This is a genomic window from Ideonella alba, from assembly GCF_018069875.1.
Classification (GTDB): Bacteria; Pseudomonadota; Gammaproteobacteria; order Burkholderiales; family Burkholderiaceae_C; genus Ideonella; species Ideonella alba.
Window position 1 is genome coordinate 26,457 of sequence record NZ_JAGQDF010000003.1, and the last position, 11,921, is coordinate 38,377.

Annotated in this window: 13 protein-coding genes; 6 read left to right on the forward strand and 7 right to left on the reverse strand. The window is 71.4% G+C overall.

Features of this window, described 5'->3' with window-relative positions; translation table 11 throughout:
* The first annotated feature begins 39 nt into the window (after positions 1–39).
* Complete coding sequence (locus tag KAK07_RS05555) at positions 40–675, forward strand: LysE family translocator (protein ID WP_210850971.1); 636 nt, start codon at positions 40–42, stop codon at positions 673–675.
* Positions 676–679: 4 nt separating this feature from the next.
* Here KAK07_RS05555 and KAK07_RS05560 read toward each other — a convergent pair whose 3' ends face one another.
* The 3 genes from KAK07_RS05560 to KAK07_RS05570 form a co-directional block, all read right to left on the reverse strand.
* Positions 680–2,020 carry an MFS transporter gene (locus tag KAK07_RS05560; RefSeq protein WP_247660849.1) on the reverse strand — a complete coding sequence of 447 codons (1,341 nt, stop codon included), beginning with the start codon at positions 2,018–2,020 and terminating at the stop codon, positions 680–682.
* Positions 2,021–2,169: 149 nt separating this feature from the next.
* Positions 2,170–3,231 (reverse strand): LacI family DNA-binding transcriptional regulator, encoded by a 1,062-nt coding sequence (locus KAK07_RS05565; RefSeq protein WP_310740703.1) that lies wholly within the window; start codon positions 3,229–3,231, stop codon positions 2,170–2,172.
* A 103-nt stretch (positions 3,232–3,334) separates the two neighbouring features.
* The gene (locus KAK07_RS05570) at positions 3,335–4,858 is read right to left on the reverse strand and encodes a CoA-acylating methylmalonate-semialdehyde dehydrogenase (protein WP_210859428.1); all 1,524 of its coding nucleotides are present in this window, start codon (positions 4,856–4,858) and stop codon (positions 3,335–3,337) included.
* Positions 4,859–4,985: 127 nt separating this feature from the next.
* Here KAK07_RS05570 and KAK07_RS05575 point away from each other — a divergent pair, with 127 nt between their 5' ends.
* Positions 4,986–5,963: a LysR family transcriptional regulator gene (locus KAK07_RS05575; protein ID WP_210859430.1), complete on the forward strand. Its 978-nt coding sequence runs from the start codon at positions 4,986–4,988 to the stop codon at positions 5,961–5,963.
* Positions 5,964–6,175: 212 nt separating this feature from the next.
* Positions 6,176–6,868 (forward strand): YecA/YgfB family protein, encoded by a 693-nt coding sequence (locus KAK07_RS05580; protein WP_210859433.1) that lies wholly within the window; start codon positions 6,176–6,178, stop codon positions 6,866–6,868.
* Here the strand turns inward: KAK07_RS05580 and KAK07_RS05585 are convergent, their stop codons facing one another.
* Both KAK07_RS05585 and KAK07_RS05590 read right to left on the reverse strand, forming a co-directional pair.
* Entirely contained in the window at positions 6,869–8,152 is a 1,284-nt protein-coding gene (locus KAK07_RS05585; protein ID WP_210859435.1) for an Hsp70 family protein, read from the reverse strand.
* Positions 8,153–8,213: 61 nt separating this feature from the next.
* Positions 8,214–9,554 carry a D-amino acid dehydrogenase gene (locus KAK07_RS05590; RefSeq protein ID WP_375141215.1) on the reverse strand — a complete coding sequence of 447 codons (1,341 nt, stop codon included), beginning with the start codon at positions 9,552–9,554 and terminating at the stop codon, positions 8,214–8,216.
* A 206-nt stretch (positions 9,555–9,760) separates the two neighbouring features.
* Here KAK07_RS05590 and KAK07_RS05595 point away from each other — a divergent pair, with 206 nt between their 5' ends.
* On the forward strand, positions 9,761–9,946 hold the full coding sequence (locus KAK07_RS05595; protein ID WP_210859439.1) for a hypothetical protein: 186 nt from the start codon (positions 9,761–9,763) through the stop codon (positions 9,944–9,946).
* Here KAK07_RS05595 and KAK07_RS05600 read toward each other — a convergent pair whose 3' ends face one another.
* Entirely contained in the window at positions 9,947–10,369 is a 423-nt protein-coding gene (locus tag KAK07_RS05600) for a universal stress protein (RefSeq protein WP_210859441.1), read from the reverse strand.
* A gap of 88 nt (positions 10,370–10,457) precedes the next feature.
* Positions 10,458–11,234: a metallophosphoesterase gene (locus KAK07_RS05605; protein ID WP_210850982.1), complete on the reverse strand. Its 777-nt coding sequence runs from the start codon at positions 11,232–11,234 to the stop codon at positions 10,458–10,460.
* A 142-nt stretch (positions 11,235–11,376) separates the two neighbouring features.
* Here KAK07_RS05605 and KAK07_RS05610 point away from each other — a divergent pair, with 142 nt between their 5' ends.
* Together KAK07_RS05610 and KAK07_RS05615 are read left to right on the forward strand one after the other, a co-directional pair.
* Complete coding sequence (locus KAK07_RS05610) at positions 11,377–11,652, forward strand: hypothetical protein (protein ID WP_210859443.1); 276 nt, start codon at positions 11,377–11,379, stop codon at positions 11,650–11,652.
* A 43-nt stretch (positions 11,653–11,695) separates the two neighbouring features.
* Positions 11,696–11,914, forward strand: coding sequence for a TOBE domain-containing protein (locus KAK07_RS05615; protein ID WP_210802456.1), 219 nt, complete (start codon positions 11,696–11,698; stop codon positions 11,912–11,914).
* Positions 11,915–11,921 lie beyond the last annotated feature (7 nt).

Consider the following 11,921-nt stretch of genomic DNA (forward strand, 5'->3'; position numbering starts at 1 on the left):
GGGTCTGGGCAGGCCAGCGGCGTGGCCGATACTGCGGCCATGCCCGACACCCACACCCTGCTGCTCTTCATCGGGGCCGGCTGGCTGCTGAACCTGACGCCCGGCCCCGACGTGCTGTGCATCGTCAGCCATGCGCTGCGCGGCGGCCGTCGGGTCGGCGTGGCGGCAGCCCTGGGCGTGGTGGCCGGCTGCTTCGTCCATGTGCTGGGCGCGGCGCTGGGCCTGGGTGTGCTGCTGGCCGGCTCGGCACTGGCCTTCGGGGTGTTGAAGTGGGTGGGCGCGGCCTACCTGTTCTGGATGGGCGCCCGGGCGCTGCTGCAGCGCGGCGGCCAGCCGACGCCACTGGCCGCCTCCACCGCATCGACCGACCTGAGTGGCGCCTTCCGCCGCGGCTTCGCCACCAACGTGCTCAACCCCAAGGTGGTGATCTTCTTCCTGGCCTTCCTGCCGCAGTTCATCGCACCCGATGCCGCCCACAAGACGGCGGTGTTCCTGGCGCTGGGCGTGGTCTTCAACCTGGGCAGCCTGCCGGTGAACCTGGGCTGGGCCTGGGCCGCGGCCTGGATGGCGGGTCACCCCGCGGTGCAGCGCCGCCTGCACTGGCTGGACCGCGTGGCCGGCCTGCTCTTCATCGGCTTCGGTGTGAAGCTGCTGATGAGCGAGCGCACCGGCTGATCGGTCAGCGCGCCGGCACCTCGCGCGGCACGCGCACGAACAGCGTGGCCACCGCCGCGCACAGCAGCAGCGCGCCGCCCAGCATCACCACCTGGCGCGGATCGCCGCCCAGCCAGCTGCGGTAGATGAAGGGCAGGGTGGCGCTCTGGATCAGCATGGGGATCACGATCATCATGTTGAAGATGCCCATGTAGACCCCGGTGCGCTGCGGCGGGATGCTGCTGGCCAGCATCACGTACGGATTGCCCATGATGCTGCCCCAGGCCAGGCCCACGCCGATCATCGGCAGGAAGATCATCCAGCGGTCGTGCAGGCCCGGCAGCATCAGCATGCCCACGCCGCCGGCGGCCAGGCAGAAGGCGTGCACCTTGCCGGCGCCCAGGCGGCGCGTGAAGGGCACCATCGCAAAGGCCGCCACGCAGGCGATCAGGTTGTAGAACGCACCGGCCTGGCCGTAGGCCAGCGAGGCCTCGCGGAAGGCCGCGCTGTTGGGGTCGGTGGTGTCGAAGACCGAGCGCGCCACCGCGTGGATCACGTACTGCCAGTAGCAGACCATCGCGTACCACTGGAACAGCTTCATCACCGCCAGCTGGCGCATCGCGGTGGGCATCTCGCGGATCGCGTCCCAGATCTCGCGCAACGTGGCGCCCAGGCCGGTCTTGAGCGCGGCGATCTCGGCGCGCTGCGCCTCGCTCAGCGGCAGCTCGGGCACGCGGCGGATGCTGTACCAGATGGTGGCAAACGACAGCACCGCGCCGATCAGGAAGGACACCCGGGTGATCACCGGGATGCCGTTGGCGTCCAGGGCGTCGCGGTTCATGCCCAGCCAGACCAGGATCGAGGGTGACAGGTAGCTCAGCGTCTGCGCCAGCCCGGTGAAGGCGCTCTGGGTGAGGAAGCCCTGGGCGTGCTGCGAGGGATCGAGCCGGTCGCTGACATAGGCGCGGTAGGGCTCCATCGTGATGTTGTTGGCCGCGTCCAGGATCCACAGCAGCGCGGCCGCCATCCACAGCGCCGAGCTGTAGGGCATGGCGAACAGGCTCAGCGAGCACAGGATGGCGCCGATCAGGAAGTAGGGCGTGCGCCGGCCGCGCGGCGACAGCGTGCGGTCGCTCATCGCACCGACGATGGGCTGCACCAGCAGGCCGGTGACCGGCCCGGCCAGGTAGAGCAGCGGCAGTGCCGATTCGTCGGCCCCGAGGATGCCGTAGATCGGGCTCATGTTGCCCTGCTGCAGGCCGAAGCTGAACTGCAGGCCCAGGAAGCCCACGTTCATCTGGACGATCTGGCGGGGCGAGAGGATGGGCTTGGCGGCGCTCATGGTGACGGTGGCGTCGGGCGGCATGCGGCCCCCGAGTGTCGATGCGATACCGCGATCGTCGCGGGCATCGCAATCGATTGCAATGCCGGTTTTCCCGGACAAGCCGTCAAGAGGCCCGCAGCGGCTCGGGCCACGCCCGGCGCCTGCCTGGCGCGGGGCGGTGGTCGGCGTGGTCAGCGGCTGCTGTCGCGCAACACCAGCTCGGTCAGCAACTGGCGCGAGGCCGGGCGCGCGCCGTCCAGCTGCTCCAGTAGTGCCGCCACCAGCTGCTCGCCGGCCGCCTCGATCGGCTGGCGCACCGTGGTCAGGCTGGGGTGGTAGTGGGCGGCCAGCGCGATGTCGTCGTAGCCGCCCACGCGCAGCTGCTGGGGCACCCGCCGACCCAGCCGCTGCAGCGCGCCGATCGCGGTCATCGCCATCAGGTCGGAGGCACAGAACAGGGCGTCGAAGCTGGTGCCGTCGGCCAGCAGGGTCTCGACCGCGTGCTCGATCGCCTCGGTCTCGAAAGGCACCTGGCGGGTCAGTGCCGGGTCGGCCTGCAGGCGCGCTTCGGCCAGCGCCTGCAGGTAGCCGCGGTGGCGCTGGCCGATTTCTTCCAGCGCGGTGTCGCCCATGAAGACGATGCGCCGGGCGCCGCGCTCGATCAGGTGCCGCGTCATCTGCTGGCCGCCGGCCACGTTGTCGCTGCCCACCGTGGCATAGGCCTGTCCGGGCAGCTGCGCGCCCCACACCACCAGCGGCACGCCGCGCACCGCCAGTTCATTGAGCTGCTCGTGGTGGTGCCACTGGCCGACCAGCACGATGCCGGCGGCCCGCCCGGCCTCGTAACTCTGGGCCGCCAGGTCCAGGCGGTTGACGTCGACGCGCGAGACCAGCATCTCGTAGCCGCGGTCGGTCAGCGCATCGGCCAGGCTGCCGATCAGGCTCAGGAAGAAGGGGTCCGACAGGTGCTGGCGGGTCGCCGGGTCATAGGGCACGACCACCGCGATCGTGCGGTTCTGCTTCAGGCGCAGGTTCTGCGCGCCGACGTTGATCGTGTAGTTCAGCGAACGCGCCAGCTCGGCCACACGCAGGCGGGTGGCCTCGTTGACCAGGCTGCTGCCGGCCAGCGCGCGCGAGACGGTGGACACTGACACCCCGGCCAGGCGGGCGATGTCGGCCATTTGCAGGCGGGAGGCCTTGCCGCCGGTGGGCGGCGTGGCAGGCGAGGGCGGTGCGGACTTGGTGCGCGGCATGGATGACGGCGGGGACAAGGCTCCCCGCGTCATGGGCGGAGAGCGCTGTCCCGGATGGTAATCGCTGCGGCGACCTGGCTGTAACCCGGTTTCCTGCGTCGCCTTACTTGGCGGTGGGCATCACGAACTCGGCGCCCTTGGCAATGCTGGCCGGCCAGCGCTGCATGATCGACTTCTGCTTGGTGTAGAAGCGCACGCCCTCTTCGCCATAGGCGTGCATGTCGCCGAACAGGCTCTTCTTCCAGCCGCCGAAGCCGTGCCAGGCCATCGGCACCGGGATCGGCACGTTGATGCCCACCATGCCGGCCTGCACGCGGCGGCCGAACTCGCGCGCCACGTTGCCGTCGCTGGTGAAGCAGGCCACGCCGTTGCCATAGACGTGCTCGTTGACCAGCTGCAGCGCCTCGGCAAAGTCCTTCACCCGCACGCAGGCCAGCACCGGGCCGAAGATCTCCTCCTGGTAGATGCGCATCTGCGGCGTGACGTGGTCGAACAGCGTGCCGCCGGTCCAGAAGCCGGTCTCATGGCCGGGCACGGTCAGTCCGCGGCCATCGACCACCAGCTGTGCGCCTTCCTCCACGCCCAGCGCGACATAGCCCTCGATGCGGTCGCGCGCCTCGCGGGTGACGATCGGGCCCATTTCGGCGGCCAGCTCCAGGCCGTTCATCACCTTCAGCGCGCGAGCGCGCTCAGCCAGCTTGGGGATGATCTTGTCGGCCACGTCGCCCACCAGCACCGCCACGCTGATCGCCATGCAGCGCTCGCCGGCCGAGCCGTAGGCAGCGCCGATCAGCGCGTCCACCGCCTGCTCGACATCGGCATCGGGCATCACCACCATGTGGTTCTTCGCGCCGCCCAGCGCCTGCACGCGCTTGCCGTTCTTCGCGCCGGTTTCGTAGATGTACTGGGCGATCGGGGTGGAGCCGACGAAGCTCACCGCCTTCACCTCGGGGTGGTTGAGCAGCGCATCGACCGCCAGCTTGTCACCCTGCACCACGTTGAACACGCCGTCGGGCAGGCCGGCCTGCTTCAGCAGCTCGGCGATGAACAGGCTGGGCGAGGGATCGCGCTCGCTGGGCTTGAGCACGAAGGTGTTGCCGCAGGCCAGGGCCACCGGGAACATCCACATCGGGACCATGCAGGGGAAGTTGAACGGCGTGATGCCGGCCACCACACCCAGCGGCTGGCGCAGCGTCCAGTTGTCGATGCCGGTGCCCACCTGGTCGGTGAAGTCGCTCTTGAGCAGCTGCGGCGCGCCGCAGGCGAACTCGACGATCTCGATGCCGCGCGTGACTTCGCCCTGCGCATCGGTGAAGACCTTGCCGTGCTCGGCGGTGATCATCGCCGCCAGCGTGTCCTTGTGCTGGTTCAGCAGGCCCAGGAAGGCGTTCAGGATGCGCGCGCGACGCAGCGGCGGCGTGTCGGCCCAGGCGGGGAAGGCGGCGGCAGCGGCGGCCACCGCGGCATGCACATCGGCCTCGGCCGCCAGGCGCACGTGGCGTGCCACCTCGCCGGTGGCCGGGTTGTAGACGGCCTGGCGGCGTTCACCCTGGCCGTTCACGGCCTGGCCGGCGATGAAGTGGCCGATGTCGGCGCGGGCGGTGTAGGACACGGGGGCGAGGGCCATGGGAGTCTCCGTCGGACAGGCTGTGCGATGCGCGCCAGTCTAGGCAGCTGCCGCCGTCCGCAGAAGACCGGCACGCTGGATTCATTGTTCGCCTTGGTGAACAATCACGGTCACCAAAGACGAACCAATGACCAGCACCGAGAGCGCCCCTCGCCACCCGCCCTGGGCCCACCTGCACGCGCTGACCGTGCTGGGCGAGGCCGGCAGCTTCACCGCCGCGGCGCAGCGCCTGGGCTGGTCCAAGGCCTTGATGAGCCAGCGCGTGGCCGAGCTGGAAGCCCAGGCCGGCGTGCCCCTGGTGCGCCGCACCACCCGCAGCGTGCGCCTGACCGAGGCCGGCCAGCAGCTGGTGGACCGCAGCCGCAGCGCCTTTGCCGAGATCGACGCCGCGTTGGCCAGCGTGCGCGACCTGGCCGGCGCGCCGCGCGGTCTGCTGCGCGTCACCGCGCCGGTGGCCTTGGCCCGCCAGCAGCTGCTGCCGCGCCTGCCCGATTTCCTGCGCCGCTACCCCGAGCTGCGGCTGGAGCTGGACCTGGCCGACCGCCTGGCCTCGCTGGCGCAGGAGGGCTTTGATCTGGCGATCCGCCACACCCACGCGCCGCCCGACACCCATGTGGCCTGGCCGCTGTGCGAGACCCGCTCGGTGCTGGTGGCCAGCCCCGCCTACCTGCGTGCGCGCGGTGAGCCTGCGCACCCGCTGGACCTGAGCGCCCATGACTGCCTGTACTACCCACGCCCGGGTGCCACGCCCGTGTGGCAGCTTGAAGCGCGCCAGGGCGGCGCGCGCCACCGGGTGGCCGTGCGCGGGCCGCTGGCCGCCAACAACTCCGAGGCGCTGCGCGAGGCGGCGCTGGGCGACCTGGGCATCGCGCTGCTGCCGGACTTCAGCGCCCAGGCGGCGCTCGCCGCTGGCCGGTTGCGGCCCGTGCTGCCCGGCTGGCGGCCGGTGGGCGCCTTTGCCGAGCGGCTGTGGGCGATCCGGCCGCACACCGCCCAGGTGCCGCGCGGCGTGCAGGTCCTGGTGGCCTGGCTGCGCGAGGTGCTGGCCGAGGGCTTTGCCACGCCGCCCCAGACCGGTGCGTCGCGGGCAAAAAAAACGACCTGACCCTTGCGGGCCAGGTCGGCAAGTCCTCCAGGAGGACGTCGTTGGGACCGGTGCGCATGCACTGAAGCAGCGCTTGCGAACCAATGTAGCGCACCTGCCGTGGTGCCAATTCCCCAAGTTAAGGGACATGTGTCGCCGTTACCACGGCGTTGCGCGCTTGTGCCGGATCTGAAAGTCCGCCCACCGACGGTCGCCGCAGCGACAATCCCGCCATGTCCTCCCCCTCTGCCGACCCGCGCCTGCCCCTGACCGACGCCGACATGGCCGAACTGGAGCGCCGCCTGGACGAGCTGCCCGCCACGCTGGAGCCGCTGGACCTGGGCATGTCCGATGGCTACCTGGTCGGCGTGCTGCTGCAGCCGCAGCCGGTGCCCGAGGCCGACTGGCTGCGCTACGTCTTCGACACCGACGGCCGGCCGGTGCCGCCCGGTGTGGCCACCGAGCCGATCGCCGCGCTGCTGCGCCGCCGCCATGCCGAACTGAACCGCGCCATCCACCACCGCCAGTGGTTTGACCCCTGGGTGTTCGAGCTCGACGACGAGGCCGATCCGCTGGAGACCGTGCTGCCCTGGGTGGCCGGCTTCGCCACCGCGCTGACGCACTTCCCGGCGCTGACCCGCATCGACTCGCCCGAGCTGCTCGAGCCGCTGGCCGTGCTCTACCGCAGCTTCGACCCCGAGGACCTGGAGGACGCCGACGACCTGCTGGCGCTGGTCGACGAGCTGGAGCCGCCAGCCGACCTGGCCGATGCGGTGGAAGCGCTGGTCAGCTCCAGCCTGCTGATCGCTGACGTCAGTCGGCCGCAGCAGGGGCAGAGCGCCTCGCGCGCCGGTGCGCGCACGCCGCGGCGGCCGGGCGGGCCCGGCAGCAAGCCCCGCTCGGGCCCGCCGCGCGGCCGGCGCTGATCAGCCGAACACCCGCGCCGCGTGCAGGCCCAGCCCCTGGGCCACCGAGGCCAGCCGGTCGCCGCGCACCGTGCGCGCCTGGGCGTAGGGCGCGGCGATGCGCGTGGCCAGCGGCGCCAGGCCGGTGGAGCCGCCGGTCAGGTAGACCGCCTCGATCGCCGACGGCGCCACGCCGGCCCGGCGCACCGTCTCCAGCCCGGCCTGCACGATGCGCTCCAGGTCGGTCTCCAGCGCGTCCAGCGCCTGCGCCTCGTCCAGGTGGCTGGCCAGACCGGGTTCCACCGCGTCCAGGTCGATCGGCGCGGCCTGGCCTTCAGCCACCGCGATCTTGGCGGCCTCGGCCGCCGCCATCAGGCCGTGGCCCAGGCGCTGGTCGATGATGGCCATCAGCCGCGCATGCAGGCCCCAGTCGGCGTAGAAGGTCTTCATGCGGCGCAGCTCCATCACCCGCTGCGGCAGGTAGACGGTGTTGATCAGGTGCCAGGTGGCCAGGTCGAAGTAGACCTTGCTGGGCACCTCGCGCTCCACCGGCTTCGGGCCGCGCGCCTTGTAGCCCGCCAGCGGCAGGATGGCGGCCAGCTCCACGTGGCGGTCGAAGTCGGTGCCGGCCACGTGCACGCCGTGGCTGGCCAGGATGTCGTCGGCGCGCTCGGTGCGGCCGCGCCGCGCCGGCCCCACCCGCACCACCGAGAAGTCCGAGGTGCCGCCGCCGATGTCGGCCACCAGCACCAGCTGCTCATGGTCCACCGTGGCCTCGTAGTCCAGCGCGGCGGCAATCGGCTCGTACTGGAAGGCCACCTCGTCGAAGCCCACGCTGCGCGCGGCGGCCTCCAGCGCGGCCTGGGCCTGGGCGTCGCGCTCGGCATCGTCGTCGACGAAGTAGACCGGCCGGCCCAGCACCGCGCGGTGCAGCGGTGCGCCCACCTGCGCCTCGGCCAGCGCCTTCAGGTGGCGCAGGTAGCCGCCGATCACGTCGGCATAGCGCACCGCGCGGCCGGCGCCCACATCGGTGGCCTGGTCCATCAGCGCCGAGCCCAGCACGCTCTTCATCGAGCGCATCAGCCGGCCTTCCTGGCCCTCCACATAGGCGGCCAGGGCCGCACGGCCGAACAGGCGGCGCGGCTCCTCGTGGGCGGCCAGGCCTTCCAGCGCGTAGAACACCGCGGTGGGCATGGTCGGCTGGCCATCTTCCACCGGCACCAGGCCCATGCGGCCGTCGGCGGCAGGCACCGCGATGGCCGAGTTGGAGGTGCCGAAGTCGATCGCGCAGAAGGAATGCGTCATGCCGCGCCCGTCAGGAAGGGGGCGCGGATGATACGCGAGCCGCGCCGCGGCGACAGCGGGCTCAGGCGGCGGCGGTGACCGGCGCGCGGCGGCCGGTCTCGACCGGGCCGCAGAAGCCGAAGTCCAGCTGCGGCTGGCGGCCGGCGATCAGCTCGGCCAGCGCGCGGCCCGAGCCGGCGCCGTGCGTCCAGCCCAGCGTGCCGTGGCCGGTGTTGAGCCACAGGTTGCCCCACTTGGGCGCGCGGCCGATGTAGGGGATGTTGGTCGGCGTGCTGGGGCGCAGGCCGGCCCAGAAGTTGGTCTCGGTGGTGTCGGCCACGCCGGGGAACAGCTCCTCGTAGCGGGTGACCAGGGCCTGGCAGCGCACGCGGGCGGTGTGGCCGTCCAGGCTGGTGTCGTAGCCCGAGAGCTCGGCCGTGCCGGCGATGCGGATGGTGTCGCCCAGGCGCGAGATCGCCAGCTTGCGGGTGTCGTCCATCAGGCTGACCACGCTGGCGTCCTGCGGGCGCTTGAGCTTGAGCGTGGCCGAGTAGCCCTTGGCCGGGTAGATGTCCAGGCTGACGCCCAGGCGGCGCAGCAGCGGGGCGCTGTACGAGCCCATGGCCACCACCACCTGCTCGCCGTCGATCGTGCGGGCCAGGCCGCTGGCGCGCTCGGCGATGCGCACGCCGCTGACGGCGCCGGCGGCGGTCTCGAAGCCCAGCACGTCGTGGCCCCACAGGAACTGCACGCCGCGCTCGGCGCAGAGGCGCGCCAGCTCCTGGGTGAAGACGCGGGCGTCGCCCGATTCGTCGCTGGCGGTGAAGGTGCCGCCGTGGATGTTCGGGCCGAAGGTGGCCAGCGCCGGCTCGACCTTCAGCACCTCCTCGCGGGTGAGGATCTTGCGGTCCACGCCGTGGCGGCGCATCAGCTCGGCGGCGGCAAAGCCGGCCTCGGCGTCGGCGGCCGACGAGAAGAAGTGCAGGATGCCGCGCTCCAGCCGCTGGTAGGCGATGCCGGTCTCGGCCACCAGGCCCTTGAGCGACTCGTGGCTGTAGGCGCCCAGCGCCACCAGCTGCTGCACGTTGCGGGCGAAGGCCGCGTCGGTGCACTGGGTCAGGAACTTCAGGCCCCAGCGCCACTGGTGCGGGTCCAGGCGGGGGCGGAACAGCAGCGGCGAGTCCTCGCGCAGCAGCCACTTGGCCACCTTCAGCGGCGCGCCGGCATTGGCCCAGGGCTCGCAGAAGCTGACCGAGATCTGGGCGCCGTTGGCAAAGCTGGTTTCCAGCGCGGCGTCGTCCTGGCGGTCGACCACCGTGACGCGGTGGCCCTGGCGGGCCAGGTACCAGGCGGTGCTGATGCCGATGATGCCGGCACCGAGGACGATCACATGCTGGTTCGACTGCGACTTCATGGCGCTCACCTCGTGGGGGGTTGTGGACCTCCGCGACGGGGAGCGCGGGGCAGTGAGCGCATTCTCGGCAGCCGGACCTAGTTCATGAAGGGAAATTCGCCAAAATCAATATTCATTAGGCTTACTAATACTTTCCCAGCGGCCGTGCCACGGGCTTGATTTCGACCGCCGTCGGCCGAAGTCCAGGCAAAGAACCCACCCCGCCGGAGACACCCATGTCCGCCACCGCCCGCCCCAGCCTGTGGAACCGCCTGTTCGCGCGCAGCAGCGCGCCGCGCACCGAGGACGACGAGGACGCCGCCGGCCTGGGCACCGCGTTTGGCCTGGACTACGTGCTGGACGAGGTGCCGGTGCCGATGCCCTGGCAGGTGGCCGACGAGGCGCCGGCCTCGCCGCGCTGATCAGCGCACCAGCAGGACCGGCGTCTTGCAGTGGGCCATCACCTTGGTGGCCACCGAGCCCATGACCAGGTTGCCCAGCGAGCCGTGGCCGTGGGAGCCCATCACCAGCAGGTCGAAGTCGCCCTTGTCGGCGGTGGCGGCGATGACCTCGGCCGCCGAGCCCACCTTGGACACGTAGCTGGCCTCGATGCCCTGGCGCTTGAAGAAGGCGCGGATCGGCTTGAAGACCTTCTCGGCCTCGTCCTCGTAGTAGCCCTTCAGCAGGGCCTTGTCCAGCACGGCCGAGGCGCGCGGCGGCACCGCGTTGACGGCATTGACGACGCTGAAGCTGTTGCCGCGCACCAGCCACTCGTCGTGGGCGGCCAGGTAGGCCAGCATGCGCTTGGTGAAGGAACTGCCATCGACGGCGACGAGGATCTTCATGGGGGGTACTCCGCGGTGGAATCGATGAGTTCAGTGTCGCACGCAGCCGCGGTGGCGGGCATGCGCAATCACCACAGGCTGAGCCGCGTCAGACCTCGATCAGGCGCAGCGCATCCCAGCCCTCGTCCTCGCCCTTGGACACCAGGCCGCGCGCCTGGCAGACCACCCGTGCCGGCGCCCGGCCGGGCCGCGGCAGCGCGTAGGCGTGGCGGCAGTGCACATGGCCGTGCAGCCACAGGTCGGCGCGGGTGACCAGGTCCTCGTCGTCGTTGCAGAAGCTGGCTGTACCCGGCTGGCGGCCGTAGCGCGGGTCGGCGCTGCGCAGGCTGGGCGCGAAGTGGGTGATGACCAGGGTTGCGTCCCAGCGGTCCTGGGCCGGCTCGGCCAGCGCGGCCTCCAGCCAGTGGCGGCAGACCCGGGCCTCGGCGCGCACCGCGGCGGCATCGAAGACCTGGCCGGCACGGGTGCTGCGCTGCACGCGCGCGAAGTACTCGCCGGCGCGCATCGCCCGCTCGCGCTGCGCGGCGCCGAAGACGTCGAAGTCGCTCCAGCGCGTGGTGCCCAGCACGCGGATGCGCCGCCCGTCGGCGCCGGTCAGCAGCACCGATTCCCGCTCCAGCAGCCGGATGCCCAGGCCGGCCAGGTGCGCGCGCAGCGCCGGCAGCGCCTCGTCCATGTCGCGCCCGTCGTACTCATGGTTGCCGGCCACCATCAGCACCGGCACCGGCCAGCTGGCAAAGCGTGCCAGACCCTGCCAGGAGCTGTCGATGTCGCCCGCCAGCACCAGCAGTTCGGCGCCGGGCGCGGGCTGCGGCTCACAGGGCTCGGTTTCCAGGTGCAGATCGGACAGCAGTTGCAGGCGCATCGCCAGATCATCGCAGAGCCCACAGCGCGGCTCGCTTATGCGCGGCGCGAGCAAGCAATCGCGAAGGCCTTCGTTGTCCGGGGGCGGTGCGGCGCCGATCATTCCCTCACTCCACCCCTAAAACGAGGCCCCCGTCATGAGCATGACTGCACATCACCTTGAATTGCCGTTCACCGGGCAGGCGCTGCGCCAGGCCGTCGAGGCCCGTGACATTCCCCGGCTGCACGCCATGGCCGCCCAGCTGCGGGTGGCCGGCTACCGCGGCGACACCCAGACCCTCGTCAGCGAGCTGCTCAGCAACGGCTGCGCCTGGATCACCGACGCCTTCGACCAGCGCGTGCCGCTGCAGGTGCGCGTGCCGCCGGCCCTGCCGCGTCAGCAGGTCGACGAGCGGGTCGCGTTCCGCATCGCCGACTGACCGCCGTCTGCCCCCCTTTTCACCACTGCCTGAAGCACACACCATGAGCATCCTCGCTGTCAACGCACGCAACCAGTTCCGCGGCAAGGTCCGCGAAATCATCGAAGGCCCGGTCGTCTCCGAAGTCGACGTGGAAACCCCGTCCGGCCTGGTCGTCACCTCGGTCATCACCACCCGCTCGGTGCATGAGCTGGGCCTGCAGGTCGGGCGCGACGTCGTGGCGCTGGTCAAGTCCACCGAGGTCTCGATCGCCACCTTGTGACGCGCCC

Excerpts from the sequence above, each read along its gene's own strand:
- KAK07_RS05555 (WP_210850971.1), top strand. The coding sequence starts at position 40 with ATGCCCGACACCCACACCCTGCTGCTCTTCATCGGGGCCGGCTGGCTG.
- KAK07_RS05560 (WP_247660849.1), bottom strand. The coding sequence starts at position 2,020 with ATGCCGCCCGACGCCACCGTCACCATGAGCGCCGCCAAGCCCATCCTC.
- KAK07_RS05565 (WP_310740703.1), bottom strand. The coding sequence starts at position 3,231 with ATGCCGCGCACCAAGTCCGCACCGCCCTCGCCTGCCACGCCGCCCACC.
- KAK07_RS05570 (WP_210859428.1), bottom strand. The coding sequence starts at position 4,858 with ATGGCCCTCGCCCCCGTGTCCTACACCGCCCGCGCCGACATCGGCCAC.
- KAK07_RS05575 (WP_210859430.1), top strand. The coding sequence starts at position 4,986 with ATGACCAGCACCGAGAGCGCCCCTCGCCACCCGCCCTGGGCCCACCTG.
- KAK07_RS05580 (WP_210859433.1), top strand. The coding sequence starts at position 6,176 with ATGTCCTCCCCCTCTGCCGACCCGCGCCTGCCCCTGACCGACGCCGAC.
- KAK07_RS05585 (WP_210859435.1), bottom strand. The coding sequence starts at position 8,152 with ATGACGCATTCCTTCTGCGCGATCGACTTCGGCACCTCCAACTCGGCC.
- KAK07_RS05595 (WP_210859439.1), top strand. The coding sequence starts at position 9,761 with ATGTCCGCCACCGCCCGCCCCAGCCTGTGGAACCGCCTGTTCGCGCGC.
- KAK07_RS05600 (WP_210859441.1), bottom strand. The coding sequence starts at position 10,369 with ATGAAGATCCTCGTCGCCGTCGATGGCAGTTCCTTCACCAAGCGCATG.
- KAK07_RS05605 (WP_210850982.1), bottom strand. The coding sequence starts at position 11,234 with ATGCGCCTGCAACTGCTGTCCGATCTGCACCTGGAAACCGAGCCCTGT.
- KAK07_RS05610 (WP_210859443.1), top strand. The coding sequence starts at position 11,377 with ATGACTGCACATCACCTTGAATTGCCGTTCACCGGGCAGGCGCTGCGC.
- KAK07_RS05615 (WP_210802456.1), top strand. The coding sequence starts at position 11,696 with ATGAGCATCCTCGCTGTCAACGCACGCAACCAGTTCCGCGGCAAGGTC.